This is a genomic window from Sphingomonas sp. SP4 (genome assembly GCF_058313375.1).
This window is the reverse complement of the sequence record NZ_JBZFLE010000001.1, coordinates 1487574-1512735: the sequence shown is the minus strand read 5'-3', so window position 1 is coordinate 1512735 and position 25162 is coordinate 1487574. Positions and strand designations below refer to the sequence as shown.

The following is a 25162-nucleotide window of genomic DNA, read 5'->3' as shown; positions in this document are numbered from 1 at the left end:
CATGAGGGTCCGGCGACGGGGCGGCCCTGCTCCATACGCAGCATGCCGCTCCGCCAGTCGCTCAGATGGAGGACATGAATATGCGTAGTGCTTTTGATTTTGCGCCCTATCGGCGTTCCACCGTCGGCTTCGACCGCCTGTTCGACATGCTTGAGAACAGTTCGTTCGGTCAGGGCCAGGAGAATTATCCGCCTTTCGACCTGATCAAGAAGGGCGAGAACGACTATTGCATCCAGCTCGCCGTCGCCGGCTTCAAGCCCGACGAGATCGACATCACGGCGCAGCAGAATGTGCTGGTCGTGTCCGGCCGCAAGTCGGACGAGACTGACGATAAGGCTGGAGAGTTCGTGTATCGCGGAATCGCGAACCGCTCGTTCGAGCGCCGCTTCGCGCTGGCCGATCACATCCGGGTGCGCGATGCCGACCTGAAGGACGGCCTTCTGTCCATTGAGCTGGTCCGTGAGATCCCCGAGGCCATGAAGCCGCGGAAGATCAACATCGGCGGCGGCTCTCAGAAGCTCGGCACGCAGCCAGCTTCAGAGCAGACAGTGGATGCCGAGGTAGAGCACGCCTGATCCCAGCTCAACGAAACAAAAAAAGGCCCTGGAGGCGTGCGTCTCCGGGGCCTTTGTCTTGATCTCCATCCAGCTACCAGAGCCGGGTTTCGGCAATCTCGATCTTGCCCGCCTCGATCACGAGGACGTCGGCGATCTCTTCGGCCGTGTCTGCAATCGCAAGCGCGCCGACGTAGTTCGGGTCGATCTGCTCCTGAAGCTTGCCGTCCGGTCCTCGCGTCAGCATCCAGACGCGCGCCTGATCTTTGATCTTCTGATGTTTCATCGTTTCGCCCCTTTTTATTTTGCCTGGTTCACCAGGCGCGTGCCTTGGCGAGCTCCATCCGCCCGGCGAGGCGGATGAGCGCGTCGGCGATCTCGTCCTTCGATTGCGCTGAGCTGGCGACCGCGCGGTTCGCAAGCCGGCCCAGGTCGCGCGCACCACGATGCGGGTTGGTGTAAACCCAGTCGCGTACAGTCTGCTCAAGAAGTTCCTGCGTCATCCTTCGAGTCCTGTCTGCAATGCGAAGCGCCTTGGCCGATTCGGCCTCAGCGTGAGCGTTGCAGCCCAGTCACGAGGCAGAAGCGGCGGATGCCGGCATTGATCACTTGATGAAAAACGGAAGCACTGCGGCCACGAGCGCACAAACACTCGCAAGTGGAACAAAGAAATAAATCGCCGCTCCGCTTGAGCGAAGCGCGCCTTCATCGCGGTCCATTTTACAAAACTCCATTACGCCGAAGACGAGTCCTTCCCCAGGCCGTGAGCTTGGCGCTCGCGGTTGGAAGTTTCTCGCTGTGATCGTGGGGCAGTCTCTAACCTAACGGCGCATTTGCCAAAATGATCAGGCTACCGGATAAATTGATCGAAATGCCGCATACGTATGCGACAGGCGGGGGCGCCGAGTGCACGTACTGAGTCAAGTTCTGGACTCCCTGAGGCTTAGTGGGGGTATCGTCCTGGAAGGACGAGCGCGAGGCGACTGGTGCGTCTCCTCGCAATTGGCATCGGCTGATGTGGCGGAACTCTTCCCCGGCGACGGGCCGATCATCGCCTATCATTATGTGCAGACCGGCGAGGTTTTCGCTCAGGTCGATGGCTTGCCGCGCGTTTCCGCGGGCGCCGGGTCGATGCTCATTTTTCCGCGCAACGATCGCCACCGGCTTTTCACGGCCGCTAGCCAGCAGCCGGTCGATTCACGTCAATTCGTCGTTGCGGGCGGAGGTGGCGTGGCTCGCATCGAAATCGGCACGGAAGGTCCCGAAGCAGAGTTCCTGTCGGGCTTTCTCGGCGTGGGGAATCCGGGGCATCCGGTCCTGGAAGCGCTGCCGCCACTGCTGATCATCGATGTTACGCAGGCTCAGGACGAGTGGCTCTACAGCACGATCAAGCTGCTGAAGGGCACGCGACAGGCGCCGGAGACGGTTGCTCAGGTCGCTGAGGAATCCTTCCATCATGCCGTGAAGTCATACGCAGCCGGACTGCGGTCGAGCGACGGAGGATGGCTTGCCGGATCCAAGGATCCCGCGATCAGCAAGGCGTTGAGCGTCATCCACGCCCGCTTCGCCGAAGAGCTCGACCTTGAGGTTCTCGCCCGGGAGTCGGGCGTTTCGCGAAGCGTGCTTGGCGAGCGGTTCGTGGAGCTGCTGGGCGAATCCCCGATGCGCTACTGCGCCAAGTGGCGGATGCGCATTGCCGCTAACATGCTACGCGATGGAGAGGACAGCAGCGCCAACGTAGCTTACGCCGTCGGCTTCAATAGCGAGGCGGCATTCAACCGCGCGTTCAAACGCGAATATGGCGTGCCTCCGATCACGTGGAAGCGACGCATCGCCGAGCGGACGAGCCCGGCGCGCGTTAGGCCATCGCAGGAGGAGGAGCCCGAAGCGAGGCTCGCCGGAGCGATGCGCCACGAGCGGACGGACACGTGCTTGTCGAAGGACGGAACGCGGATCGGCTTCTCCGAGATCGGCGACGGTCCGCTACTCCTGATGCCGGCGGTCTGGTACCATCGGGTGCCGGATGACTGGTCAAGCCCCGGCTGGAAGCATTGGATCATGGAGGTCCTCAGGACCCACCGGCTGGTGCGATCGGACATTCGCGGTTCAGGCCTGTCGGAGCGCAAGCCAACGCGCTGGACGTTCGATGCGCTCTATGAGGACTTCGAAGCCGTCGCGGATCAGTTCGGCAGCGAGCGGTTCGACATCCTCGGTTTTTCCCACTCGGCGAACATCGGCTTGGCTTATGCAGCGCGGCATCCCGAAAGGGTTGGCAAGATCGCGCTCGTGGGCGGTTACGCACGCGGATATATGGCTCGGGGGGATGAGACAGAGATCAAGCGCCGCGAGAGCCTGATCGAATTCGCGCGCAACTATCAGACCGGTGACGGCGGTGTGTTCGCGCAGATGCTGGGATCGCTCTACTGGCCGGGTGCTCGCAACGAGACCGTCGATTGGTTTGGCGAACGCCTGACCACGATCCTCGACCTCGACGAGTCCTTCATGGACGTCTTTCGAAACGCCGACGTCAGCCGGGATCTTCCGTCCGTTCGAGCCCAAACGCTTCTGATGCACAGCAAAGGCGATCGGATCATCGGTTTCGGCTGCTCGGAAGAAATCGCGAACGGCGTAGCGAATTCGAGGTTGGTGCCGCTCGAGAGCGACAATCACGTCATCATCGAAGGCGAAGCGGCCTGGCTGACGGCGAAGCAGGAGCTTCGGGCCTTTCTCGCTTGACGAAAAAGGCCCCGGAGGGCGTGCGTCTCCGAGGCCTTCCCCTTTATTATCGAAGACCCGCTACCAGAGCCGGTTTTCGGCAACCTCTATTCTGCCCGCCTCGATGACGAGGACGTTGGCAATCTCTTCCGCGGAATGTGCATTTCCGAGCGCAATCAGGAACTGCGGGTCGAACTCCTGCTGGAGCTTGGCGTCCTCGCCGCCGCTGACGATGCAAATCTTGGCGGTGTCTTTGATCGTCTGATGTTTCATTTTCAGGAATCCGTGGTGACAGTGACCTTCAGGAAGGTCGCCGGAATGTCGGTGTTCGGACCGCCGTAATTCTGGCTTTCGAACAAGGCCGTGAGCTCCGCAGCGAGCTCATCCGCCCGGCCATCTTTCTGGGCAGCATCGAACGCGTTCATGGCGGGACCGTAGTAGCGCCGGAATGCATGGAGCAGTTCTGATGGAGGACCTGGCCGGCGGAAATGCCAGCTGATGCGCTCGAACCGGAAATTGCCGGGCTCGATGCCGGCTTGTTCGAACCGCTCGCGCACAACCGCCTCATCTCCCCAGGTCATAGGGCTGACGAAACCGGCGGGAGGCGCGGGGGTATAGGCCGAACTGATCCTGAGAATCTGGGCGACAAGCGTAGGGTCGCCCGGGATCCAATTTCCCATAACGATGCGCCCGCCGGGCTTGGTCACGCGGACCATCTCCTTGGCGACGTCGTCGGGGCGCGGTGCGAACATCGCGCCGAATACGCTGACGACGAGGTCGAAGCTGTTGTCCGCCAGCTGCGACAGATCGGAAGCGTCGCCTTCCTCGAACCGCAGGTTGGCGAGACCGGCGGCCTGCGCTCTGGCGTTGCCCGCCGCGACCAGGTTGGCCGCGATGTCGACGCCGAGAACATCGGCTCCGCGCTCGGCCGCGGGCAGTGCAGTTGTACCGTCGCCGCAGCCAAGGTCGAGGACCTTGAGACCGGGCACAATGCCTAGGTTGGCGACGAACTCTTCGCCGCTCTCACGCATCGTTTCTGCAATGCGCGTGAAGTCGCCCTTTTCCCAAAGCGCTTTGTTCGGGTTGATCGTCTGGATGCCGAGGTCGGCCACTTTTCTGTCTCCTATGGGGGGTATCCCGGGCGCGGCTGCAGGGGATGGGGAGGGGGATGAGCGCGCCCGGGAAGAGGGTTCAGCCGACCTGAAGCGTTCCGTTCATGCGGATCGGACGGTTCAGGTTGAAGTAGTTCGGCGAGGTCTTCATCACCGTCTCGTGGATCTCCTCGAACTGCTCCGGAGTGCCATTGCCGGCGATGCTCACCTCATAATCGATGGCGTCGTATCCCGGGGGAACGCTGTCATCGAGGCCGAGGAAGCCGCGCAGGTCGAGGGTGCCCTTGGTGCGGATCTCGAGTTTGTCCAACTTGATGCCCTTCAGCGCCGCGCCAGCGACGTAGCCAACGGTCATGCAAGCATTCGCCGCAGCCATCAGCAGTTCCTGCGGATTAGGTGCCCCGTCGCTGCCCAACAGTTCAAACGGTTCGTCCGCGACGATCTTGTGGCTGCGGTCGACGCGCTCGCCACCGATTGTGTAGCCGTCAACGGTGGACTCGCTGCGGGTTTGGCCTTGCCACTTGGTCGTGACGTTGAAGCTGACGAGAGCTTTCGACTTGTCCTTCTGGATCTCCTCGACGACTTCGCCGAGTGCGTTGAGGTCAAGTCCGTTGACGTTGCTTTTGACTGTATCGAGCATTGTTGTTCTCCGTAGTTGAGTGAGTGTTAGGCAAAGAGCGGGGCTGCATCGGCGATGCGCTGTGCAGCCTGCGGTGAGAGGGTCTGGAGCGCCGCTTTGAAGCGCTCGTGGACCATGCCCGAGCCGACGTAGGTCCAGCGGGCAGCCTGGTGCTGCTGGGCGATGACATCTTCCCGATATTCGATCTTCCGACCGATCGCTCTTTCGAGCGCGTCGAGGTTGAAGCCGGCCTGCTGCTGCAGTCCCTGGTCGAGGAAGGCGCCGATCTCGAAGAACTCATCCAGAGCCTTCTGGATCTGATCCTCGCTGCGTCCTTCCGCGAGTGCTTCCACGATCAACGTGTCGAGCTTCGCGTGCTGCGCCTCTTCCATCCAGTGATGCTTCATCAGGCTCTTGAAGAGCGGATCGATGTCACCGTTGTCGCGGATGGAGCCGAGGTAGTGCTGCTGGGTCATCCACTCGATCATCAGGATCACGAGGCCCACCGCGAGCGGGTCGTGGCTGAGGATCTTCGCGCCAATGGCTTCGGACGGGCCGATCACCTGGCACTCGACGGGGAAGCCCCGAACGAATGCGGTGTGGAAGCGCTTGAACAAATGGATGTGCTTGGCTTCCTCGCCGGCGAAATTGATGATCGCACGGACGCGCCAGTCGTCACCGCGAAGAGCGGGCCGCGCATGATCGAACAGGAAGGGGAGAATGAACTCCTCGACCACGCCGAAAATGCTCAGATACTGATGCGCGCTGATCTGGTTCAGCGTGCGCTGCTCGAGCGGGCTAAGCTGCTCCAGCACCGCGGTACGCGAGAGGCTCTCGGGCATGAAGTTGCGCGAGAAGTCGAGTTCCTGGTCCGAACGCAGCACGTCGTCGAGCTGCCACTGGGCGCGCAAGGATGATGCCAGCGTCGCCTCATAGTTGAAGTCGTGATACATCTGTCGTCCCCTTTTGTTTCGTCGTTAGTTCTGAATCAGAAACGGTAGAAACGCTGCCGCCAATGCAGTCATGCTCGAAAGAGCAGTGAAGAACATGATGGCTGCGCCTCCAGATCGGAGTGCTTTCTGTTCGTCGCTCATTGACTCATTCCCTTTTTTATTCGGGCGAGTTCGTCCGCCGCCGGAATTTGATCTTCCAGCGTCTTTGTTCTCATCCCGAGTGGACGGTCAGCATCTAGTCGAACGGGCGATTTGCCAAAATGACTGGTCTGCCGGATAATTTGACCGAAACGCCGCATACGTATGCTGAGCCCGGGGCCAACGATGGACGTTCTCGACGAGATCCTGAGTTCACTTCGCCTCAGCGGAGGCGTCGTAGTCGACGGCGAGTTCAGCGGAGATTTCTGCGTCGCCGCTGAATTTACGCCGGGCCATTTCACGCCCTTCTTCGACGTTCCGGACAAGCTGATGAGCTACCATTACGTTCGCTCGGGCAAGTTGATTGTCGAAGTCGACGGAATGACTCCGGTGACTTTGGAAGCCGGATCTGTCGCCATTCTTCCGCGCAACGATCCTCATCGACTCGCCAACCGCATCGGCATTCCGCCGGCGGATGCGAACGACATCAGCCGCATCACGGCCGAAGGCGTCCACCGGGTTTCGACGGGCACCGACGGTCCGAAGGCGGAGGTGTGGTGCGGCTTCCTCGAGACAGCGAAGACCAGCGATCATCCACTACTGGATGCGCTGCCGCCCTTGCTGACCCTGAAGGTCGTCGGCGGCGAAGCGGAGTGGCTGGATAGCTCGATGCGCTTCCTTGCCGAGCAGCAACCGTCATCGGAGGTGGTCGCCAAGCTGGCCGAGTTGTTCGTCACCCAGGCAGTACGCGAATATGTCGACCACCTGCCGGCTGGAACTAGCGGTTGGCTGCGCGGCCTGACCGATCCCGCGGTCACCAAGGCACTCTCGATCATCCACACGCGCTACGCAGAGGATCTCGACGTAGAAGGACTCGCGCGCGAGGCGGGCGTGTCGCGCACGGTTCTGGGCGAGAAGTTTGCTGAGCTGATCGGCGAGCCGCCGATGCGCTATTGTGCGGGATGGCGGATGCGCGTCGCCGCGAACATGCTTCGCGACGGGAAGCAAACCACCGCGAACATCGCTTATTCGGTCGGTTTTAATAGTGAGGCTGCGTTCAATCGCGCCTTCAAGCGCGAATATGGCGTGCCGCCAGCGGCGTGGCGTCGTCGCGCCGAAGCCGAGGATCTGGCGCGCAGCAAGCCGAGAGAAGCGCTGCCAAAGCAGAAGGTGCGCTATTGCACGGCGAAGGACGGCACCCGCCTCGCTTATTCCGTGACCGGTGAGGGCCCGCCACTGGTGAAGACCGCCAATTGGCTCAACCATATCGAATATGACTGGGACAGCCCGTTGTGGCGGCATTGGATCCAGGAGTTCACCGAGGGCCGATCGCTGATCCGTTATGACGAACGCGGCAACGGATTGTCCGACTGGGACACGCCTGAGCTATCGCTCGATGCCTTCGTCGACGATCTGGAGTCCGTCACCGACTGCCTTGAACTGCAGCGCTTCGATCTGCTGGCGATCAGCCAGGGCGCTGCGGTCGCTGTGGCGTTTGCGGTGCGGCATCCCGAGCGCGTGCGGCGGCTCGTGATCATTAACGGCTATGCCGCGGGTTGGGCCACCCGTGCTGATCCGGCGGAGGTCGCTAAGCGAGAAGCGATGCTGACGCTGAGTGAGATCGGGTGGGGCGCCGACAATCCTGCTTACCGTCAGCTCTTCACCAATATCTACATCCCGGACGCCTCGTCGCAGCAGATGGGCTGGTTCAACGAGATGCAGCGCATGTCTGCCTCGCCCGAGAACGCCGTGCGGCTAATGCGAGTGCTGGCGAACATCGATGTTCGGGAACTGCTGCCGAAAGTGCGGACGCCTACGCTCATCTTTCATTCGCTGAATGATCAGGCGGTACCGTTTGCTCAAGGAGAGGAACTCTCGGCAGGCATCCCCGGTGCGACGTTCGTGCCGCTCGACAGCCTCGATCATATCTTGCTGGAGACCGAGCCGGCGTGGCAGCAATTTGTCGACAAGACCCACGCCTTCCTCGACCACGACATCACTGAGCTCGTTGCTGCCGTAGATGTGCCAGCCAAGCCTGTCGAAGCGGCTGATGACATCAGAACCTGCGAAGGTCCGGGCCAAACGAAGATCGCTTATGCAGTGAGCGGCTCCGGTTTCCCGCTGGTGAAGGCGCAGAACTGGATCACCAATCTTCAAACCGACCGGACGAACCCGACCTACCGGCATTGGATCGCGGAGGGTTCGCGGTCGAACGAGTTCATTCGATCCGACATGCGCGGTTTCGGTTTGTCGGAGCTCGAACCTGCGAAGTTCGATTTTAACTCGATGGTCGGCGACCTCGCAGCAGTGATCGACGATGCCGCAATCGAGCAGTGCGACTTGTTGGGCGTCGCCCATGGAGCGCCGATTGCGATTGCCTATGCCGCTCGTCATCCGGAGCGCGTTCGCAAGCTAGTGCTGGTCAACAGCTTCGCAGCGGGCTGGCGCGTTCGTGCCGATCCGGAGGAGATCGCGTGGCGCAACTCCTTGATGGAGCTGAATCAGCGGGAGTGGGCGTTCCGCCGCAGCCTGTTGGGCGAGATGTTCCTGACGCTCTATTTCCCAACAGCCGATACCGAGGTGATCGAATGGCACAACCGCCATTTCGATGAGCTGGGACCAGTGCCACGTCTGCTCGAGATGATCGAGCTCGCTGCAGATATTGACGTTCGGACTGACTTGGCCGGGATTAAGGCGCCGACCCTAGTCTGCCACGCCAAGCAGGACGGAAATGCGCCGCTACTGGCCGGGCGGGCGGTCGCCGACGGCATCAAGAACTCGCGGTTCGTCGAGCTCGAAAGCCCGAACCACATCATCCTCGGTAATGAGCCCGCCTGGCCCGCCTTGGTCCGGGAGATGCGGGCGTTCCTCGCTGCCGACTAGCGGCTCGAGCGGGCTGCACAGCCCGGCCTTGGTCCAATGCTGCTTTTTCCAGCCGAGGCGGTCTAGGCCGTCGATGGCTTTCGTCAGCCAAACTGCGCGCCGAATTGCCAAGGGTCCCCATGAGAGCGGGTCGAGTCCGGCCCACGGCAGGAACGGCGTTCGCCGGCTGAAGGCCCAGATTTCAGCCCTTAGCGCTGGCCCGTTCGAAGCTCCGCGCGCATGAAAACCGCAGGTGTCGATCACGATCAGCGTATTGGCAGGTACGCTAAATGAGGTGGGTTCCGGGAGCGAAAGTGCGGGAAGTTCTTCGGCGGTGATTCGCAAAGAGCCACGTTGCGAAAGCCGGTCGGCATTGCCGATATCCACGCTCTTGGCTTTCTCCCAGGCAAGCCGTTCGGCTGTGAGCAGGTGGGAACCGGCCACATAGTTCAGCGGGGCTTTGTCTGCCTCGACGTCGGTCAGGAAGAGCCACGCCTTCATCGAGGGATGGAAGGTGTCCGCATGGAGCTGGAGCTGCGGATCTGGTGGCGCTTCCCGCACGCCAGTCAGGATCGTCTGGGCGTAGTAGAGTGGTGCGCTGGTTGTCCCTGCAATGTAGGCAAGCAGGGACTTCCAGCGTTGATCGCCTAACAAGGCCTTGAGGCTCCGACTCCGGGCGTACAGATCAGGCCCCACAGCAACGCGGTGTGTGATCGCATCGCCTTGCTGTTGCTCTCTCGTCTCAAACTGGCCCGTGAGAAGGTCGTCTCGGAGGCGCGCAAACTCTGCTTCCGGAAGAAAGCTTGGGATTGCGACGAAGCCGTCGCGGTCGAATTGCTCGCGCCATTCGACCGGAACTTGGGCGGCCAAACGACGGCGCCTCGCCCACGCCAGCCGATGCGCCAGCTTCAGCCGGGCAACGTGCAGGCCCCGCCGGTTGAGACGGCGCGAGCCAAGAATCGGATTATCGACAAAACTCTTCGCGCCGGTGGCGAGCGCCAATACCCAGAACGGCGCTCTCCACCAACGCAACACCCCTGTACGCAAGCATCCCTCGGTGGATTAGCGGACGCGCGGACCCCCGAACGGAAGCGGCGGAGGCGGGCGGCGGTCGCGGCGCGGGAGCTGTGCCTGATAGGCGACGCCGCAGTGCGACACGCAATAAGGGAAGCCTGGGTTCGCTTGCTCACCACAGAAATGGAAGTCGGGCTCACCCGGGTGGCCGATCGGCCACTTGCAGATGCGGTCGTTGAGATCGAGCAGGCTCGTCTTGTCGGCGACCTCAGGGCTCGGCTTGGCGGGGACCAGGCGGCGCGGCGGTGCCGGCGGGATCGGCGCCTGCTGCTCACCGGGACCCTGGCGGATGAACCCGCCGGGACCGATCGAGCGGTACTGCATTTCCGGAGCGCTGCGCGACGGCGTCGTCGGCTGAGCCGTTGTCGGAGCTGCTGCGACCGGAGCGGCCGGAGCAGCCTTCGGCGCTTCCGCCTTGGGCGCAGCAGGCTTGGGCGCCGCAGTTGCTGGAGCCGCAGCCGGCTTCTTCGCTTCCTTTTCCTCGCCAGGCTTCACCGGAGACGGGCGCTGCTCGAGCCCGAGGCGGTGCGCCTTACCGATCACGGCGTTGCGGCTGACGCCGCCAAGTTCATCCGCAATCTGGCTGGCAGTGGCGCCGTTCGCCCACATCTTTTTCAGGCGGTCGATTCGCTCGTCGGTCCAGGACATTAAACTTCAGCTCCGCTTCAAATCCTTGAGTGGTTGCCTTGCCCAGCCGTGCGGCGGGCGATAGGCGCGTCACTCGTGAACGACACATCCCCAAATTCCCAGGCAACGCAATGGCTGCGCGGCGCACCGGGCGAGCCGATGCTGAAGGGCGTCAATTGGGGAGGCCTCAAGACCCTCTATATCAAGGAGGTACGCCGGTTCTTCAAGGTCCAGCTGCAGACGGTGTGGGCACCGGCAGTAACGACCTTGCTGTATCTGGCGATCTTCACCGTCGCACTGGGCCGTAGCGGGCGTACGGTAAGCGTCGCCCCCAACGTCGAAGTCCACTTCGCGACGTTCATCGCGCCTGGGCTAATTGTCATGGCGATGATGCAGAACGCCTTCGCCAATTCGAGCTTCTCGCTGCTCGTCGGCAAGATTCAGGGGAATATCGTCGATTATCTCATGCCGCCGCTTTCGACGGGAGAGCTGATGGCTGGCCTGGTCGGTGCCGCGGTGACCCGGGCCATCCTTGTTGGTTTCGCGGTTTGGCTTGCAATGCTGCTGTGGCCGGGTGTGTCGGTCGCTGTGCATCGGCCCGAGCTGGTCATCTGGTTCGGGCTGATGGGGTCGCTGCTCCTGGCGTTCCTTGGCCTCCTGACCTCATTGTGGGCGGACAAGTTCGACCACGCCGCGGCAGTCACGAATTTCGTGGTGACGCCGCTCTCACTTCTGTCCGGCACCTTTTACTCCGTCCACCAGCTCGCGCCGGCGTTCCAGAAGGTGAGCCACGCCAATCCCTTCTTCTACGTGATCTCAGGCTTCCGCGCCGGCTTCCTCGGGGTCAGCGATTCGCCGCTGTGGATCGGTGGAGTAGGACTCCTCATCCTGAACATCGTCCTCTGGGCGGTCTGTTATTCGCTCCTGAAAAGCGGGTGGAAAATCAAGAACTGATCCGTTTCAATGCTTTAACGAATTAAGCATTTTGAACGCCGGATAACATTCGCGTTCAGCATCTCCTCAAGGCGGATCGGGGAAAACCCCGACATCAAACGCTCATAGGGAGAGCCGATATGCGTAAGTTGATTCTATCTTTAGTCGCCGCCGGAACAGTAGTTGCCGCCGCGACGCCCGCCGCCGCTCAGTATTATGGCGGACCGGGATATGGCGCTCCTGGCTATGGCGATCGCTATGGCAACTACGGGCAGGCCCGCGCGCTCCAGGTTCGGATCGACGCCGTTGAGCGCCAGATCCGCATGCTCGATCGCCGCAATGTGGTCCGTGACGATCGCGCTGACCGCCTGCGCGGCGAGGCCAATGAAATCGAACGTCGCCTGCATCGCATGGGCCGCAACGGGCTGAACCCGCGCGAGGCCAACGAGATCAACGTTCGCATCGCTCGCCTCGAGCAGCGCGTCCAGTACGCGGTCGCGAACAGCAATCGCTACGGTTACGGTTACGGCAACGGTCGCGACCGCCGCTGGTAACGGAATGACATTGCCGGCGGCTCCTCCAAGCCCCTCAACCGCCGGTGTGTACAGGCGTCGCGGACCCCCGTCCGCGGCGCCTTTTTTCTGGTCCGGGGCTGGGCTTTGCCCTTTCAGGCGCCGCTGGCTATAGCGCCGAGCATCTCATCACTGCCGTAACGAGGAGCCTTCTTCCCATGGCTATCACGCCGCTTATGCCCGTTTACCCACGGTCGCCGGTACGCCCGGTGCGGGGCGAGGGGGTCTACCTCTACGGTGAGCAGGGTGAGCGGTATCTGGACTTCGCAGCGGGCATTGCGGTGAACCTGCTGGGCCACGGCCATCCTTATTTGACGCAGAAGCTCCAGGAGCAGGTCGCGACGCTGATGCACGTGTCGAACCTCTATGGATCGCCGCAGGGCGAAGCCTTCGCGCAGCGGCTCGTGGACCTGACCTTCGCCGACACGGTCTTCTTTACCAACTCGGGGGCCGAAGCCGTCGAGTGCGCAATCAAGACCGCCCGCCGCTATCATTTCGCCAAGGGCAACGCGCACAAGCACAACCTCATCACTTTTTCGAACGCCTTTCACGGCCGTACGATGGCGACGATCAGCGCTACGGATCAGGCGAAGCTGCGCGACGGCTTCGCGCCGCTACTGACCGGCTTCACGGTGGTCGAGTTCAACGACCTCGATGCGGCGCTAGCGGCGATCGACGAAAATACGGCGGGTTTCCTCCTGGAGCCGATCCAGGGCGAAGGCGGTATTCGTCCGGCGACGCAGGAATTTCTGTCGGGGCTTCGCGCAGCGTGCGACGAGCAAGACCTGATGCTGGTTTTCGACGAGGTTCAGTGCGGCGTAGCGCGCACGGGTACGCTTTATGCGTACGAACAATATGGCGTGACGCCGGATATCATGGCTTCGGCTAAGGGCATCGGCGGCGGATTCCCGCTGGGCGCCTGCCTGGCGACCGAGAAGGCTGCGGCGGGGATGGTGGTCGGCACGCATGGGTCGACCTACGGCGGCAACCCGCTTGCGATGGCGGCGGGGCAGGCGGTGTTCGATGTCGTCGCGAACGACGAGTTCCTCGCCGGTGTTCGCGCCAAGGGTGAGCGGCTTCGCGCCGCGCTGGAGCAGATGATTCCGAACCACGACCATCTGTTCGAGAGCGTGCGTGGCACCGGCCTGATGCTTGGCATCAAGATGAAGACGGACAGCCGCGCCTTCGTGACTTACCTGCGCTCGAAGGGCCTGCTGACCGTCAGCGCTGGCGATAATGTGATGCGCGTGCTGCCTCCCCTCACCATCGAGGAAGAACATATCCGCGAGTTCGTCGACACGCTGTCGGCGGCTTCCGCGGAATATGAGGTTCCGGCCGCCGCAGCCTAGACGGTTGAGGGAGCGCAACGCGCACCCTATCTTCCGTCCATGCCCACAACCGAGCTTAGTACAGACGTCGTCCTTGGCGTCGCCATCCCGTCTCGCAATGCGCGGGGGCGCATCGTCCGTCTCGGCCCCGTCGTCGATTCGATCCTTGCTGCCCACGAGTATCCGGCGGCGATCGAGAAGTTGCTTGCAGAGGCGCTGACGCTGACGGCGCTCCTCGGCTCGCTGCTTAAGGAGCCGCAGGGCCAGCTGACGCTGCAGGCGCAGACGGAGGGTGGCATCATCGACTTGCTCGTCTGCGATTATCTCGGCGGTGAGCTGCGCGGTTACGTGCGCCACGATCGAGAGAAAGCCGAGGCCGCGTCAGAGGCGCCCACGCTGCAGGAACTCTTTGGGAAGGGCTATCTGGCGATCACGTTCGATCAGCCGGCCGCCAACGAACGCTACCAGGGAATCGTGCCGCTGGAGGGCAAGAATCTTGCAGAAGCGGCACAGAGCTATTTCGCGCAGTCCGAGCAGATCCCCAGCCTCGTTCGGCTCGCGGTGGCAAAGCGCGATGGGCATTGGTTCACTGGAGGCCTGCTGCTCCAGCACCTGCCGGAAGGCGAGGAAGGGCGCGAGCGCCTGCATACCCGCCTCGATCATCCCGACTGGCCGCACATTGCGATCATCGGTGGATCGGTGAAGGTAGAGGAACTCACTGACCCACAGCTCCCGCTGGATGACCTGATCTGGCGTCTTTTCCACGAAGAGGATGAGGTCAGGACACTAGAGTCCGTGCGACTCAGCCGCGGTTGCCGTTGCGACCCCGACTACGTACGATCGGTCATCGCACGCTTTCCGGAGGACGAGCGAGCAGACATGATCGGAGACGATGGCTTGATCCGCGTGGATTGCGCCTTCTGCTCATCAAGCTTCGCAATTGAGCCCGATAAGATCGCGTAACCTTTCTTTTAATTTCGGACCGTTAACGAGCTCTGCTAAAAGGCGCGGATTATGGCTCGGTGGAAATTCCTGGCATTTGCGGGAGCGATGGTCGGCGGCGCGTCGATGCTGATCGCTGCCCAGCCTACGGGGCTCTCGCAGACCCAGGCCGGCCTGTGGGAAATCAGCGGCGCGCCGGGGGCGAAAGCGCCCGTTCGGCAGTGCGTCACCAACCTCGCGACCCTCGCGGAGTTCGAGCACCGCGGGAAGCCGTGCAAGCTCAGGATCATCAGCAACAGCGCTCGCTCGAGCCTGATGGAATATAGCTGCGGCTCGGCCGGATTTGGGCGGAGTCAGATGGACATGGTGACGCCCCGGTCTCTCCGAATTGAAACTCAGGGCATCTCGAACCAGGCGCCGTTCAACTATGTCCTGCAGGCACGTCGCGTCGGAGATTGCCCGGGCGCGGGCCCGGCTCCTGGCCATTAAGGCGACGTTTAACCATCTCATTGTAAAGAGGAGTCGTGCCGGATTCGGCACGCTTTCCTCCCAATCGGGCAGAGATGTCCGATACCTTGGGCCGCCCCTCTCCGGATGGGCGGCCCTTCTTTCATCTGGCAGTTCGACAGCCTAGATCGCCGCCATGTTCTATTTGTTCGTGAAAGCAGCACTGTCCGGCGCGATCGTCGCCGCTGTGTCCGAGGTAGCCCGGCGCTATCCGGGCTGGGGCGGGCTGCTCGCGTCCCTGCCGTTGACCTCGCTGCTGGCGATGATCTGGCTATGGCGGGATGTCCATGATCCCCAGCGCGTCGCAGAGCTGTCTTCGAGCACCTTCTGGTTCATCTTGCCTTCGCTGCCGATGTTCCTGGCGCTTCCGGCGCTGCTGCGGTCGGGCATCGGATTCTGGCCCAGCCTCGCGGCGAGCATCGTGGGCACGCTGGCCCTCTATACACTGTGGTTCTGGATGGCGCCTCGCCTGGGGATCAAGATTTGAAAAGCGCTGTCGTCCTTCTTTCGGGCGGTCTCGACTCGATGGTTTGCGCTGGCCTGGCGCGTGAAGCTGGCTTCACGGTGGTCGCACTCACGATCGATTATGGGCAGCGGCATCGTGTTGAGCTCGATGCGGCTCGAGCAGTGGCGTCGCGTCTTGCCGACAAGCATATCGTGCTCCCGCTCGATCTGCGCGCATTCGGCGGCTCAGCGCTGACCAGCGACATCGATGTCCCGAAAGATGGCGTGGGTGAGGGCATCCCAGTTACCTACGTTCCGGCCCGCAACACGATCTTCCTGAGCCTCGCTCTTGGGCTGGCGGAGGCCAGCAACGCGCGCGACATCTTCATCGGCGTCAACGCGCTCGACTATTCAGGCTACCCGGACTGCCGGCCCGAGTTCGTCGAGGAATTCCAGCGGCTCGCCAACGTCGCGACAAAGGCAGGCGTCGAGGGTGAGGGCTTCAATATCCATACGCCGCTGCTTCACCTCACTAAGGCCGACATTGCGCGCGAAGCCCAGCGGCTCGGACTGGATGCCGGGCTTAGCCACAGCTGCTACGATCCTGCGCCGGACGGCCGCGCTTGCGGTGAGTGCGACGCATGCCGGCTGCGCGCCAAAGGCTTTGCCGATGCGGGCCTCGAGGATCCGACGGTCTACGCATGACCTACGCCGTCAAGGAATGTTTCCTGACCCTCCAGGGCGAGGGCGTTCAGTCCGGTAGCCGCGCCGTGTTTCTGCGGTTTGCGGGCTGCAACTTGTGGTCTGGCCGCGAGCAGGATCGCGCGACGGCGGACTGCCGTTTCTGCGACACAGACTTCGTCGGCACTGATGGCGAGGGTGGGGGCAAGTTTCGCGGCGCGGACGACCTTGCTGGGCATGTCGAGAGGATGTGGGACGGAAGTGACGAGCACCGCCTGGTGGTGATTACCGGTGGAGAGCCGATGCTGCAGCTTGATGAGCGCCTAATCGACGCTCTGCACGCTCGCAGCTTCCGCGTTGCGGTGGAGAGTAACGGTACGCTGCAGGCAACACCCGGCATCGACTGGCTGTGTATCAGCCCGAAGGCCGGCACCAACGTCGTGCAACGCCAGGGAGACGAGCTAAAGCTGGTCTGGCCTCAGCCGGAAATCGAGCCTGCGGAGCTGGAAAGCTGGGCGTTCGACCATTTTCTCGTCCAACCAATGGACTGCGAGCAGCGCGAATCCGCCGTGCAGGCGGCGATACGATTGGCGATGGAGCGGCCTCGGTGGCGGCTCTCGCTCCAGTCGCACAAGCTGGTGGGGCTGCCCTAGGCTATTCGGTCCCGTTCGTGGTCGCGGCCGCGGGTGCTGAGGTGTTGGTCGTCGCCGGCGCCTGTGACCGTGGCTTGGATGACGCGGGGGCGGGCTTGGGGCGCGGCTTGGACGCCGTTGGCGCAGAAGCGTTGCCGCCCACCTCGTTGTCGAGCTCATTCGGCATCTCGGTGTAGTTCACATCGGCCGCCATGTTGGCGGCATCGCCGGTGACCGCGTCGATCGCCGTGACGTCGTTGGAGACGATGCTCTCCGCCGTCAGGTTCTCGTCGACGTTCGTGGTGTTGTCGTGCTGATCGTTATTGCGGCACGCGGCAAGCGACAGCGTAGTTGCGAGGGCGGCGGCGAGAAGAGACAGGCGCATTTGGAACTCCGGAATCGCTGCGGGCAAAAAAAAGAGGCTGCCGGAATAACCGGCAGCCTCTCCAAACGCCAACGCCTCCTTGCGGAGGCGTCGAATTACATCGCGTTGTTGGTCGTCGCAGCAGCGGCGCTGTTGGCGGCGTCCGCAGCGCTGTTCGCGGCAGTCGCAGCGCTGTTGGCGGCGTCAGCAGCGTTCATCGACATGTTCGCGTCGGTGGCGTTCATGTCAGTGGTAGCGTTGAGGTCGGTTGTCGCATTCATGTCCGTCGTGGCGAGGTTCTCGTCGACGTTCATGGTGTTGTTGGCGTTGTCCTTGCTGCTGCAAGCAGCAACCGCCAGGGCCGCACCAGCGACCAGGATAAGAGCACGCATTCAAGACTCCCTAATTATTGCGATCTGCGGGCGGGAAACCCGCTTCGCAAATCGCGCGGACAATAGTCTGAAGCGCTCGGCTTCATCAAGAGACTTTGCACGGGCGTTCCAAGCCATTGAGAAACGCAGAGAAATTGCGCTTCAAGGCGCCATCAACTCGCATCATGGGAATTTGTTTCCCAAGCGTTTCGAGGCTGGTGACGCCAAATTCGGCTATGCCGCAGGGAACGATGCCGCCGAAATGCGACAGCTCCGGCGACACGTTCAGCGCAAAACCGTGAAGTGTAACCCAGCGCTTTACGCGGACGCCAAGCGCACCAATTTTTGCCTCGCCGGGACCTTCTCCAACCCAGATTCCGATGCGCCCGGGAGCGCGGTGAGCGGACACATCGAACTCGGCCAACGTGTCGATCATCCAGCCTTCGAGCCGATTGACGAAACGGCGGATGTCCTTTCCGCGCTTTTCGAGGTCGATCATCACATAACCCACCCGCTGGCCCGGTCCATGATACGTGTACCGCCCCCCGCGCCCGGCGTCGTAGACGGGAAACGACATCGGATTGAACAGTTCGGCCGGATCCGCGCTGGTGCCCGCAGTGAACAAAGGCGGATGCTCGAGCAGCCACACGCACTCGCGCTCAGTGCCCTCGCGAATGGCGGCGGCTCGCGCCTCCATGAAGGCTAGTGCCTCTTCGTAAGGCACCGGCGCATCGCTTACCCGCCACTCGATGTCGTCGATGATTTCCATCTTACGGCTGCAGATGGCGTCGCAGTGCCGGGGGAGCAAGGACGATTGCGTGGGCGTTAGGACCCACGCATAACAGCTGCTCGTAGGGTAAAGGGGTTTAGATGCGCGGATTGTCGATTTCACGAGCATGGGACGAGACCAAGATGATCCTCGCTCGCGACGGCAAGCTGTACGTCAGCCTCGCACTCGCGCTCGTCGCATTTCCGACGTTGGTCTCGGGCATCGTCAACCCGCGTGGAGTGGAGCCCGGAACGACACCTTTGTGGGTCAGCATCGTGGCGCTGATCGCTTCGTTGGTGGCGCTCGCTGGGCAGCTTGCGCTCATTAAACTGGCGCTTGGGCCATCGATTACAGTTGCTAACGCGATCAATCACGGTCTTAGGCGTCTGCCGATTTACTTCCTGGCAGGCTTCCTGGTCGTCCTCGGCCTGTTCATCTTCGCCATCCCCTTCGCGATGGTCCTGACTGCGATGGGTGTTCAGATCACTAACGGCCGCTTGCCGGCGACGCCGCCGGTCTACTTGGCGGTGATCGTCTACGTCGTGGTCGTCATATTCGTCGGCGTGCGCATGGCCATGAGCGCTCCGGTGGCGAGTGCCGAGCAAGTGGGACCTATCGCAATCCTGAGGCGAAGTTGGGACCTGACCGCGGGCCACACCTGGAGGATTTTGGGCTTCCTCGCGCTATACTTCATCGGAGCGATGATACTGCTTTACGCTGTGAGCATGTCCGTTGGTGTTGCCGTTGGGCTCGCACTAGGGCCGATCGAGCCCATGTCCGTCAGTGCACTTGTGGTGGCGCTGGTTCATTCAATCCTCAACGCGGCCCTGACCGCGGTTCTCGCCGTGATGCTCGCCCGGATCTACGTTCAGCTTGCCGGTCGTGGCGAAACGGAATCAGGGCTCCCGATTACGGGGATCTGAGGTGCGCAATCGCGCGGCAGGACGCCTAGCAAACGCGGGTCGGGAAAGCGCTCGATCGCGCGCTTGAACGGAGTGAAGCCGGCGCGCCGATAAGCATTCAACGCTGCCGGATGGTCGAGCGAGCAGGTGTGGACGTGGACCCGCGTGATGCCCTCACGCCAGGCACGATGCAGCGCCTCCGCCAGCAACCAGCGTCCGTGACCGAGCCCAGACAGAGGGGGGATTAGCCCTATGAAGGCCAGTTCGCATTCGTGCGGCTCACGGAAGTCGAGCTCGAGTATGCCCACCTCGCGCTCGCCGTCATCCTGCACTGCGTACAGCTCGACCTTCGGGTGCTGGATGATCGATGCGAGGTGCGCATCATCCATGATCAGCCGCGAAAACCACAGCCAAGGCGCGCCGACGCGGCGGAATAGCCCGCGATAATGCTCGGGCTCGGGGACAGCGATGTGCTTCAGGGCTAGCGGTGAGTCCGGAACGGTCACGAACGGCCGCTCGCGGATTTCGAGGAAGGTGACGACTGCAGCGAGCTGGCCCTCGGCGACCGGATCGTAGCTCATTTCCACCTCGCGAGCGGTGGGAGGCTCATCAGGATGGCGTCGATATTGCCGCCGGTCTTGAGCCCGAACAATGTGCCCCGATCGTAGAGCAGGTTGAACTCGACATAGCGGCCCCGGAACTCGAGCAGCCGCTCCATATCTTCATCGGCGAAGCGCGTGTCCCGACGTTTGCGGACGATCTGAGGAAAGATGTCGAGGAACGCTTCGCCGACATCGCGCGTGAACGCGAAATGCGCGTCGAAATGACCTTCTAGATGGTCGTAGAAAATGCCGCCGACGCCGCGCGGGACATTGCGGTGAGGAATCCAGAAATATTCCTCAGCCCACTTCGAGAAGCGCGGATAGAAGGTCGGATCGTGGGCAGCACAGGCAGCGCGCAGGCGGGCGTGAAACGCTTCCGTGTCTTCCTTGTTCGGGATCGCCGGGTTGAGGTCGGCGCCGCCGCCGAACCACCTTTTTGTCGTCGTGAGGAAGCGCGTGTTCATATGAACTGCGGGCACATGTGGATTCGCCATGTGCGCGACAAGGCTGATGCCCGTGGCGAAGAAGCTGGGGTCTTCATCGGCGCCTGGAATGCTCTTGGCGAATTCCGGCGCGAATTGTCCGCCCACGGTTGAGACGTTGACCCCGACCTTTTCGAATACCTTGCCAGTCATCTGGCCGCGGACTCCGCCGCCGCCCGCCTCTCCGCTATGATCGGTCCGGTCCCAGGGCGTGTAGGTGAAGCTCGCGTCGGAGCCCGCCTCTCGCTCGATCTCCTCGAAGGCGTAGCAGACGCGGTCGCGAAGGGATTCGAACCAATTACGGGCGGCTTGCTGTTGGTCGTCGAGGGCCTGCATGGCCGCGTCATTGCGATCACAGGCGAGCCGACGCAACCCGCCGTATGACCTAGATTTAATCTGTGAATACAGCTGCGGTTAAGCGGTCGACCGCCAGTTCCGCGTCTCGCAGGGGCCACGAATTCGAGGATCAAGCAGGCATGAAGAAGTTGCTTGTCAGCGTCGCACTCGGCGCAACCGTCGTTTCAAGCCAGGCGTTCGCGCAAGATCGCGGCGGCTGGATGCAGGATATGACCCGCCAGCAGGCGCAGGCGATGGCCGAGAGCATGTTTCAGCGCTTCGATCTCAATCACGACGGCGTGGTGACGCGGCAAGAGGCCGATCAGGCAGCAGCACAGTTTGGCGGAGATCGCGCGCAAAGGATGGTCGACCGCGTGTTCGGTTCAGCGCAGTCGCTGACACTCCAGCAGTTCGAGTCTCAGCAGCTCGCGCGGTTCGACCGAGACGATATCAACCACGATGGCACCGTAACCGGCGCGGAGCGTCAGCAGGCTCGTGCGGCGCTGAAGGCCGAGCGCGCTGCTCAGGCTCCGCAGCAGCCGGCGCCTCCTAGCAGGTAAGCGGCGTCAGTAAACGCGGCGCTGCGCCGCGACGAGCATCCTCAACAGCATTGCGACGGGGCGGGGGACACCGACCTTGCCTTCGAGCCAGAGACTGACCGCTGAACGCGATACGCCGATAGCGGTGGCAAGGTCGTTCTGGGTCCGGTAGCCGAGGCTACGCATTGCGGAGCGCAGTTCGTCGGGCGACATCGAAGCCAGCATTTCGCGGGTATCGGTCATCTAGATCGCGTCGACTCCGCGGTCGCCGGTTCGGATCCGAATCGCTTGCTCCACATCGAGCACGAAGATCTTGCCGTCGCCGATGCGGCCGGTGCGGGCGGCGTTTTCAATGGCTTCGATGACATTGTCGGCGAGACTGTCCTCGACCACGACCTCGACCTTCACCTTGGGCAGGAAGTCGATGACATATTCGGCACCGCGGTAGAGCTCCGTATGGCCTTTCTGACGGCCGAAGCCCTTCACTTCGGTGACGGTTATGCCCGACACGCCGACGTCGTGGAGCGCGTCTTTGACGTCGTCCAGCTTGAACGGCTTGATGATCGCCTCGATTTTCTTCACGCGGCCCTCGCTAGCGGTTCTTCGGGCCTAATGCCCAATCGCCGCCGCATTTGGAAGGCAGGTGCGCGCCCAAGATGAAGGCAATCATTCTTTCTGCCGGCCAGGGATCCCGTCTCGGCCATCTGGTCGACGATCGCCCCAAGTGCCTGATCGACTTTAACGGACGCAGCCTGCTCGACCGTCAGCTCGATACGTTGGAGGCCAATGGCGTTCATGAAGCTGTCGTTGTCACGGGCTTCCACGATGAGCTGGTCCGGCAGGCGGTGGCTCGGCGTAGCGGTGGCCCGAATGTCCGAACGATCTTCAATCCCTTCTTCAAGGTCGCTGACAACACCGGCTCGCTCTTCATGGCTCGCGAGGAATTGATAAGCGATTGCCTCGTCTGGAACGGCGATACTTTGGTATCGCGGGGGTTGATGCGGCGGGTGGTTGGCAATGACCAATCCGGCATCTGCGTGACCATCGACCGCAAGGACTCGTACGACGACGACGACATGAAGGTCGTCGAAGAAGGAGGGAAGCTGAAGGCGATCGGCAAGCGGCTCGCGCTGGACACGGTCAACGCAGAGTCGATCGGCCTACTCGCATTCCGGTCGGGCGGAGCTGAGCAATTCCGCGAAGCGATCGAGCGGGCAATGCGCACGCCCGAGGGAACGACCATTTGGTACCTTCGTGTGATCAATCACATCGCCCAGGGCGCCGATGTCTGGACGCTGGACATCAAAGGCGAAGAGTGGGGTGAAGTCGACTTCCCGCAGGATGTAGAGGCCGCACGCGAGCTTACCGCCCGCTGGGATGAAAGGGACAAGGCCGCGGCCTGAGTCCTTATCTCCGGATCGGCGTGATCTTCGATCCTTCGAGACCCAGGCCCGCCATCAGCCCCTTTTGGCCGAAGGGGAAGGCGTAGACGTCGTTCGCGAGGGTCGTTGACGTCGTGCTCATCGCCGCACCTTTGTCGACCACCACCACGCTCGGTCCCGAACCGATCGCCCATCCATCGCTCTTCTTGAGATAGTTCAGCGCTTTGTCGTTCATGAAGAATAAGGCGTAGCTGAACGACTGCGCGCCGGCCTGTAGTCCGAAAGACCCGGCGCCAATCTTATAGTAGCCCACTGGCCTGCCGCGTTCGAAGAGGACGCCTTCTCCGCCTTGGCCCCCGATCACGAAACCGGCTTTCACGATCTTTGGAAACACGAGGATCGCTCGCGCGTCCCGGGAATAGCGGCGCGCGCGGTCCGACTTGGCATAGAGCTGACTCAGGGCCGCTTTGCCGCTGGCGTTCAACTCGGCAGCCGTTGCGGCGAAAGCCGCTTCTGAGAAACCCACAAGAATGAGGCTCAGTGCGATGAGCCAACCTCTAACCGTGTGCATCATCCCATCCCCTTCGAAGCTGTGCCTCGACGGAATGGCTGACGAGACCCGCTTCAACCATCAGGGATTCGACTGACGTTTGTCGACGCTCAGGCTTCGGGCGGGAGGAAGCGGCTGGCTATGTCTCGCGCCAGGCGGGCAGGGCGCTGGGTCACCGCATCGAGGCAGCACCAGCAGCTCCTGACCTCGCTCAGAACGTCCTGTCCGCGGCGCACAACTGTCGTAAAATATGCTCGGGCGCCATCGACCTTCTCGGCGATGACCTCAGCGACGACATTGTCGGTCAGGAAGGTCGGCTTGCGGTAGGAAATCTCATGCTTGAGCGCGACCCAGAGGTGGCGGGCGACGGCATCAGGTGGAGCGACGCTTCGCCAATAGTCGACTACCGCATCCTGCACCCATTTCAGGTACACGGCATTATTCACATGGCCCATGTGGTCGATGTCTGCCGGTTCGATCGCAACGGGGTGGCGGAACATGGCCTCGGATTTCTTTAGATAAAGCCAGTCGAGCCTCTCACTCGCTTACAGGTGTGTCAATAAGGCCTGATCAGGAATTTTGTTCCGATCCGGACCATGGCGTGTTAATATCATAATACGGTAATACGCGTCGCGCCTCTTAAGGCAGGAGAAAGCCAATGATGGTCGGCCTCTATCTGCTACTGAATTTAGCAGTGCTGTGGATTGTCGCGCGAGCATCCGCCGCGACCGGGTGGCGCCTCATCCTGATGCTGTTCCTGGCCGGCTTCGTCGTCGGCTCCGCCAACAACCTGCTGGAGGCGTTGTTCTTCCAGGTGCTCACCTTGCGGGAAGTTGTTGCCGCAGCCGTTCCCGCCTTCATCATCTTCGCTGTTCTGTCGCCGCTTGCCGTCCTGCTCGCCGGCAGAATCAAGGAAGGGGCCGAAGCGCCGATCGAGCCCGGAGGATTCACGCCTGTTAGCCTCCTCGCCGTCGTGATCGCTTACGAGCTGCTCTACTGGAGCGCAGGCTTGGTCGTATTCCCCTACGTCTCGCACTTCTATTCGGGTCATGCGCTCCCGCCGGGATATGCCGTGGCCGGCATGCAGGTGGTTCGCGGCTTGATCTTCGTCGGTGCGGTCTATCCGCTGCTCAAGAGCGGACTGCGGAGCGCGCCGCTGGTGCTTGCGTTGATCTACGCGATCATCGGCGGGATCGCTCCGCTGCTTCCGGAAAATCCGTACATGCCAGCCGACATTCGCTTCTACCACGGCATCGAAGTGACAGTCTCGAACACCCTTTTCGGTTTGGTCGTAGGCCTGCTGTTCAACCGCCGCAGAGCGATACCGGCTCAGGCGTAAGGAGGGCGGTCCAGCCCCTTGGGGCTCTTCGTGAAGATCTCGCAGCCATCGTCGGTGATGCCGATCGAATGCTCGAACTGCGCCGACAAAGAGCGGTCGCGGGTCACGGCGGTCCAGCCATCGTCGAGGACCTTCACGTCGGGGCGGCCGATGTTGATCATCGGCTCGACGGTGAAAATCATGCCCGGCTTGAGCTCTGGCCCAGTGCCGGGACGGCCAGCGTGAATGACTTCCGGGCTGTCGTGGAACAGGCGTCCAACGCCATGGCCGCAGAAGTCTCGGACCACGCTGTAGCGCTGGCCTTCAGCATGCCGCTGAATGGCATTGGCAATGTCGCCGAGATGATTGCCGGGCTTGGCTTGCTCTAGTCCGAGCATCAGGCATTCGTAGGTCACGTCGACCAGCTTGCGCGGTTTGATGCCGACGTCGCCGACCAGGTACATGCGGCTGGTGTCGCCATGCCAGCCGCCGACGATCGGCGTGACGTCGATGTTGACGATGTCGCCGTCCTTCAGCGCGCGATCGCCTGGAATGCCGTGGCAAACGACATGGTTCACCGAGATGCAGCAGCTTTTCGTGTAGCCGCGATAGCCGAGGGTCGCTGGAACACCTCCGCCTTCGAGCGTCATGCGATAGACGATCTCGTCCAGCTCCTGCGTCAAAACGCCGGGCACCACGTGCGGGGCGAGCGCATCTAGGATTTCCGCGGCAAGCCTTCCGGCACGGCGCATGCCCTCAAACGCTTCGGGGCCGTGCAGCTTAATGACGCCATTGCGGGCTTCGAGCCGGTCGTCCGGAGAGACGGTGATGTATTGAGTCATCGCGCCAAGATA

At 62.1% G+C, this 25162-nt stretch carries 32 protein-coding genes and 1 pseudogene; 15 read left to right on the top strand and 18 right to left on the bottom strand.

Features of this window, described 5'->3' with window-relative positions:
- The first annotated feature begins 74 nt into the window (after nt 1-74).
- Complete coding sequence (locus tag AC4GYV_RS07705) at nt 75-575, top strand: Hsp20 family protein (protein ID WP_491100065.1); 501 nt, start codon at nt 75-77, stop codon at nt 573-575.
- Nucleotides 576-648: 73 nt separating this feature from the next.
- On the opposite strand, the gene AC4GYV_RS07700 is transcribed toward AC4GYV_RS07705, so the two are convergent.
- A complete protein-coding gene (locus AC4GYV_RS07700) occupies nt 649-840 on the bottom strand; it encodes a hypothetical protein (protein WP_491100064.1) in 192 nt (63 codons plus the stop codon).
- A gap of 28 nt (nt 841-868) precedes the next feature.
- On the bottom strand, nt 869-1057 hold the full coding sequence (locus AC4GYV_RS07695; RefSeq protein WP_491100063.1) for a hypothetical protein: 189 nt from the start codon (nt 1055-1057) through the stop codon (nt 869-871).
- A 403-nt stretch (nt 1058-1460) separates the two neighbouring features.
- On the opposite strand from AC4GYV_RS07695, the gene AC4GYV_RS07690 reads away from it, so the two are divergent.
- Complete coding sequence (locus AC4GYV_RS07690; RefSeq protein ID WP_491100062.1) at nt 1461-3290, top strand: alpha/beta fold hydrolase; 1830 nt, start codon at nt 1461-1463, stop codon at nt 3288-3290.
- A gap of 60 nt (nt 3291-3350) precedes the next feature.
- Here AC4GYV_RS07690 and AC4GYV_RS07685 read toward each other — a convergent pair whose 3' ends face one another.
- The 4 genes from AC4GYV_RS07685 to AC4GYV_RS07670 all read right to left on the bottom strand — a co-directional run bounded on the left by AC4GYV_RS07685 (nt 3351) and on the right by AC4GYV_RS07670 (nt 5953).
- Complete coding sequence (locus AC4GYV_RS07685; protein ID WP_491100061.1) at nt 3351-3542, bottom strand: hypothetical protein; 192 nt, start codon at nt 3540-3542, stop codon at nt 3351-3353.
- A 2-nt stretch (nt 3543-3544) separates the two neighbouring features.
- A complete protein-coding gene (locus AC4GYV_RS07680; protein ID WP_491100060.1) occupies nt 3545-4381 on the bottom strand; it encodes a methyltransferase domain-containing protein in 837 nt (278 codons plus the stop codon).
- A 79-nt stretch (nt 4382-4460) separates the two neighbouring features.
- Nucleotides 4461-5021, bottom strand: a complete 561-nt coding sequence (locus AC4GYV_RS07675) for an OsmC family protein (protein ID WP_491100059.1) — start codon at nt 5019-5021, stop codon at nt 4461-4463.
- 26 nt (nt 5022-5047) lie between these two features.
- The gene (locus AC4GYV_RS07670; protein WP_491100058.1) at nt 5048-5953 is read right to left on the bottom strand and encodes a diiron oxygenase; all 906 of its coding nucleotides are present in this window, start codon (nt 5951-5953) and stop codon (nt 5048-5050) included.
- A 303-nt stretch (nt 5954-6256) separates the two neighbouring features.
- Between AC4GYV_RS07670 and AC4GYV_RS07665 the strand changes: the two are divergent.
- Nucleotides 6257-8809, top strand: a pseudogene (locus AC4GYV_RS07665) (alpha/beta fold hydrolase); the annotation flags it as partial.
- A 21-nt stretch (nt 8810-8830) separates the two neighbouring features.
- Here AC4GYV_RS07665 and AC4GYV_RS07660 read toward each other — a convergent pair.
- On the bottom strand, nt 8831-9955 hold the full coding sequence (locus AC4GYV_RS07660; protein ID WP_491100057.1) for a phytanoyl-CoA dioxygenase family protein: 1125 nt from the start codon (nt 9953-9955) through the stop codon (nt 8831-8833).
- 60 nt (nt 9956-10015) lie between these two features.
- Nucleotides 10016-10675, bottom strand: a complete 660-nt coding sequence (locus AC4GYV_RS07655; protein WP_491100056.1) for a GcrA family cell cycle regulator — start codon at nt 10673-10675, stop codon at nt 10016-10018.
- 138 nt (nt 10676-10813) lie between these two features.
- On the opposite strand from AC4GYV_RS07655, the gene AC4GYV_RS07650 reads away from it, so the two are divergent.
- The 8 genes from AC4GYV_RS07650 to queE all read left to right on the top strand — a co-directional run bounded on the left by AC4GYV_RS07650 (nt 10814) and on the right by queE (nt 16714).
- Nucleotides 10814-11608, top strand: a complete 795-nt coding sequence (locus AC4GYV_RS07650; protein ID WP_491100407.1) for an ABC transporter permease — start codon at nt 10814-10816, stop codon at nt 11606-11608.
- A 119-nt stretch (nt 11609-11727) separates the two neighbouring features.
- Nucleotides 11728-12141 (top strand): hypothetical protein, encoded by a 414-nt coding sequence (locus AC4GYV_RS07645; protein ID WP_491100055.1) that lies wholly within the window; start codon nt 11728-11730, stop codon nt 12139-12141.
- Between the two features lie 176 nt (nt 12142-12317).
- Complete coding sequence (locus AC4GYV_RS07640) at nt 12318-13508, top strand: aspartate aminotransferase family protein (RefSeq protein ID WP_491100054.1); 1191 nt, start codon at nt 12318-12320, stop codon at nt 13506-13508.
- Between the two features lie 39 nt (nt 13509-13547).
- Nucleotides 13548-14450, top strand: coding sequence for an Hsp33 family molecular chaperone HslO (hslO, locus tag AC4GYV_RS07635; protein WP_491100053.1), 903 nt, complete (start codon nt 13548-13550; stop codon nt 14448-14450).
- A 51-nt stretch (nt 14451-14501) separates the two neighbouring features.
- On the top strand, nt 14502-14918 hold the full coding sequence (locus AC4GYV_RS07630; protein WP_491100052.1) for a DUF3617 domain-containing protein: 417 nt from the start codon (nt 14502-14504) through the stop codon (nt 14916-14918).
- A gap of 154 nt (nt 14919-15072) precedes the next feature.
- Nucleotides 15073-15423 (top strand): DUF3147 family protein, encoded by a 351-nt coding sequence (locus AC4GYV_RS07625; protein WP_491100051.1) that lies wholly within the window; start codon nt 15073-15075, stop codon nt 15421-15423.
- Entirely contained in the window at nt 15420-16085 is a 666-nt protein-coding gene (gene queC, locus AC4GYV_RS07620; RefSeq protein ID WP_491100050.1) for a 7-cyano-7-deazaguanine synthase QueC, read from the top strand. Before AC4GYV_RS07625 ends, queC begins: the two co-directional genes overlap by 4 nt.
- Nucleotides 16082-16714, top strand: coding sequence for a 7-carboxy-7-deazaguanine synthase (queE, locus tag AC4GYV_RS07615; protein WP_491100049.1), 633 nt, complete (start codon nt 16082-16084; stop codon nt 16712-16714). The genes queC and queE overlap by 4 nt, the downstream gene beginning before the upstream one ends.
- 1 nt (nt 16715) lies before the next feature.
- On the opposite strand, the gene AC4GYV_RS07610 is transcribed toward queE, so the two are convergent.
- From AC4GYV_RS07610 to lipB, 3 genes are all read right to left on the bottom strand, one after another.
- Entirely contained in the window at nt 16716-17078 is a 363-nt protein-coding gene (locus AC4GYV_RS07610) for a hypothetical protein (RefSeq protein ID WP_491100048.1), read from the bottom strand.
- 95 nt (nt 17079-17173) lie between these two features.
- Nucleotides 17174-17449 carry a hypothetical protein gene (locus tag AC4GYV_RS07605; RefSeq protein WP_491100047.1) on the bottom strand — a complete coding sequence of 92 codons (276 nt, stop codon included), beginning with the start codon at nt 17447-17449 and terminating at the stop codon, nt 17174-17176.
- Between the two features lie 85 nt (nt 17450-17534).
- Nucleotides 17535-18197: a lipoyl(octanoyl) transferase LipB gene (gene lipB / locus AC4GYV_RS07600; protein ID WP_491100046.1), complete on the bottom strand. Its 663-nt coding sequence runs from the start codon at nt 18195-18197 to the stop codon at nt 17535-17537.
- 101 nt (nt 18198-18298) lie between these two features.
- Between lipB and AC4GYV_RS07595 the strand changes: the two genes are divergently transcribed.
- The gene (locus AC4GYV_RS07595; protein ID WP_491100045.1) at nt 18299-19120 is read left to right on the top strand and encodes a DUF7847 domain-containing protein; all 822 of its coding nucleotides are present in this window, start codon (nt 18299-18301) and stop codon (nt 19118-19120) included.
- On the opposite strand, the gene AC4GYV_RS07590 is transcribed toward AC4GYV_RS07595, so the two are convergent.
- A complete protein-coding gene (locus AC4GYV_RS07590; protein WP_491100044.1) occupies nt 19066-19680 on the bottom strand; it encodes a GNAT family N-acetyltransferase in 615 nt (204 codons plus the stop codon). The two genes, AC4GYV_RS07595 and AC4GYV_RS07590, sit on opposite strands and share 55 nt — an antisense overlap.
- Entirely contained in the window at nt 19677-20519 is an 843-nt protein-coding gene (hemF, locus tag AC4GYV_RS07585) for an oxygen-dependent coproporphyrinogen oxidase (RefSeq protein WP_491100043.1), read from the bottom strand. The genes AC4GYV_RS07590 and hemF overlap by 4 nt, the downstream gene beginning before the upstream one ends.
- Before the next feature lie 140 nt (nt 20520-20659).
- Here hemF and AC4GYV_RS07580 point away from each other — a divergent pair, with 140 nt between their 5' ends.
- Nucleotides 20660-21079, top strand: coding sequence for an EF-hand domain-containing protein (locus AC4GYV_RS07580; protein WP_491100042.1), 420 nt, complete (start codon nt 20660-20662; stop codon nt 21077-21079).
- Nucleotides 21080-21085: 6 nt separating this feature from the next.
- On the opposite strand, the gene AC4GYV_RS07575 is transcribed toward AC4GYV_RS07580, so the two are convergent.
- On the bottom strand, nt 21086-21301 hold the full coding sequence (locus AC4GYV_RS07575; RefSeq protein ID WP_491100041.1) for a transcriptional regulator: 216 nt from the start codon (nt 21299-21301) through the stop codon (nt 21086-21088).
- Nucleotides 21302-21640, bottom strand: coding sequence for a P-II family nitrogen regulator (locus AC4GYV_RS07570; RefSeq protein WP_491100040.1), 339 nt, complete (start codon nt 21638-21640; stop codon nt 21302-21304).
- A gap of 74 nt (nt 21641-21714) precedes the next feature.
- Between AC4GYV_RS07570 and AC4GYV_RS07565 the strand changes: the two genes are divergently transcribed.
- Nucleotides 21715-22461, top strand: a complete 747-nt coding sequence (locus AC4GYV_RS07565; protein WP_491100039.1) for a phosphocholine cytidylyltransferase family protein — start codon at nt 21715-21717, stop codon at nt 22459-22461.
- A gap of 4 nt (nt 22462-22465) precedes the next feature.
- Here AC4GYV_RS07565 and AC4GYV_RS07560 read toward each other — a convergent pair whose 3' ends face one another.
- Nucleotides 22466-23011 carry a lipid-binding SYLF domain-containing protein gene (locus AC4GYV_RS07560; protein WP_491100038.1) on the bottom strand — a complete coding sequence of 182 codons (546 nt, stop codon included), beginning with the start codon at nt 23009-23011 and terminating at the stop codon, nt 22466-22468.
- Nucleotides 23012-23100: 89 nt separating this feature from the next.
- A complete protein-coding gene (locus AC4GYV_RS07555; protein WP_491100037.1) occupies nt 23101-23490 on the bottom strand; it encodes an acyl-CoA thioesterase in 390 nt (129 codons plus the stop codon).
- Nucleotides 23491-23648: 158 nt separating this feature from the next.
- On the opposite strand from AC4GYV_RS07555, the gene AC4GYV_RS07550 reads away from it, so the two are divergent.
- Complete coding sequence (locus AC4GYV_RS07550; protein WP_491100036.1) at nt 23649-24329, top strand: hypothetical protein; 681 nt, start codon at nt 23649-23651, stop codon at nt 24327-24329.
- Here AC4GYV_RS07550 and map read toward each other — a convergent pair.
- The gene (gene map, locus AC4GYV_RS07545) at nt 24320-25150 is read right to left on the bottom strand and encodes a type I methionyl aminopeptidase (protein WP_491100035.1); all 831 of its coding nucleotides are present in this window, start codon (nt 25148-25150) and stop codon (nt 24320-24322) included. The genes AC4GYV_RS07550 and map overlap by 10 nt on opposite strands.
- Nucleotides 25151-25162: the final 12 nt, after the last annotated feature.

Bases quoted from the DNA above. Each gene is read 5' to 3' on its own strand.
- hslO (WP_491100053.1), top strand. From the start codon at position 13,548: ATGCCCACAACCGAGCTTAGTACAGACGTCGTCCTTGGCGTCGCCATC.
- AC4GYV_RS07605 (WP_491100047.1), bottom strand. From the start codon at position 17,449: ATGCGTGCTCTTATCCTGGTCGCTGGTGCGGCCCTGGCGGTTGCTGCT.
- AC4GYV_RS07650 (WP_491100407.1), top strand. From the start codon at position 10,814: ATGCTGAAGGGCGTCAATTGGGGAGGCCTCAAGACCCTCTATATCAAG.
- AC4GYV_RS07630 (WP_491100052.1), top strand. From the start codon at position 14,502: ATGGCTCGGTGGAAATTCCTGGCATTTGCGGGAGCGATGGTCGGCGGC.
- AC4GYV_RS07705 (WP_491100065.1), top strand. From the start codon at position 75: ATGAATATGCGTAGTGCTTTTGATTTTGCGCCCTATCGGCGTTCCACC.
- AC4GYV_RS07595 (WP_491100045.1), top strand. From the start codon at position 18,299: ATGCGCGGATTGTCGATTTCACGAGCATGGGACGAGACCAAGATGATC.
- AC4GYV_RS07640 (WP_491100054.1), top strand. From the start codon at position 12,318: ATGGCTATCACGCCGCTTATGCCCGTTTACCCACGGTCGCCGGTACGC.
- AC4GYV_RS07625 (WP_491100051.1), top strand. From the start codon at position 15,073: ATGTTCTATTTGTTCGTGAAAGCAGCACTGTCCGGCGCGATCGTCGCC.
- queE (WP_491100049.1), top strand. From the start codon at position 16,082: ATGACCTACGCCGTCAAGGAATGTTTCCTGACCCTCCAGGGCGAGGGC.
- AC4GYV_RS07575 (WP_491100041.1), bottom strand. From the start codon at position 21,301: ATGACCGATACCCGCGAAATGCTGGCTTCGATGTCGCCCGACGAACTG.
- AC4GYV_RS07590 (WP_491100044.1), bottom strand. From the start codon at position 19,680: ATGAGCTACGATCCGGTCGCCGAGGGCCAGCTCGCTGCAGTCGTCACC.
- AC4GYV_RS07685 (WP_491100061.1), bottom strand. From the start codon at position 3,542: ATGAAACATCAGACGATCAAAGACACCGCCAAGATTTGCATCGTCAGC.
- AC4GYV_RS07655 (WP_491100056.1), bottom strand. From the start codon at position 10,675: ATGTCCTGGACCGACGAGCGAATCGACCGCCTGAAAAAGATGTGGGCG.
- lipB (WP_491100046.1), bottom strand. From the start codon at position 18,197: ATGGAAATCATCGACGACATCGAGTGGCGGGTAAGCGATGCGCCGGTG.
- map (WP_491100035.1), bottom strand. From the start codon at position 25,150: ATGACTCAATACATCACCGTCTCTCCGGACGACCGGCTCGAAGCCCGC.
- AC4GYV_RS07580 (WP_491100042.1), top strand. From the start codon at position 20,660: ATGAAGAAGTTGCTTGTCAGCGTCGCACTCGGCGCAACCGTCGTTTCA.
- AC4GYV_RS07565 (WP_491100039.1), top strand. From the start codon at position 21,715: ATGAAGGCAATCATTCTTTCTGCCGGCCAGGGATCCCGTCTCGGCCAT.
- AC4GYV_RS07670 (WP_491100058.1), bottom strand. From the start codon at position 5,953: ATGTATCACGACTTCAACTATGAGGCGACGCTGGCATCATCCTTGCGC.
- AC4GYV_RS07555 (WP_491100037.1), bottom strand. From the start codon at position 23,490: ATGTTCCGCCACCCCGTTGCGATCGAACCGGCAGACATCGACCACATG.
- hemF (WP_491100043.1), bottom strand. From the start codon at position 20,519: ATGCAGGCCCTCGACGACCAACAGCAAGCCGCCCGTAATTGGTTCGAA.
- AC4GYV_RS07610 (WP_491100048.1), bottom strand. From the start codon at position 17,078: ATGCGCCTGTCTCTTCTCGCCGCCGCCCTCGCAACTACGCTGTCGCTT.
- AC4GYV_RS07675 (WP_491100059.1), bottom strand. From the start codon at position 5,021: ATGCTCGATACAGTCAAAAGCAACGTCAACGGACTTGACCTCAACGCA.
- AC4GYV_RS07550 (WP_491100036.1), top strand. From the start codon at position 23,649: ATGATGGTCGGCCTCTATCTGCTACTGAATTTAGCAGTGCTGTGGATT.
- AC4GYV_RS07700 (WP_491100064.1), bottom strand. From the start codon at position 840: ATGAAACATCAGAAGATCAAAGATCAGGCGCGCGTCTGGATGCTGACG.
- AC4GYV_RS07560 (WP_491100038.1), bottom strand. From the start codon at position 23,011: ATGCACACGGTTAGAGGTTGGCTCATCGCACTGAGCCTCATTCTTGTG.
- AC4GYV_RS07695 (WP_491100063.1), bottom strand. From the start codon at position 1,057: ATGACGCAGGAACTTCTTGAGCAGACTGTACGCGACTGGGTTTACACC.
- AC4GYV_RS07645 (WP_491100055.1), top strand. From the start codon at position 11,728: ATGCGTAAGTTGATTCTATCTTTAGTCGCCGCCGGAACAGTAGTTGCC.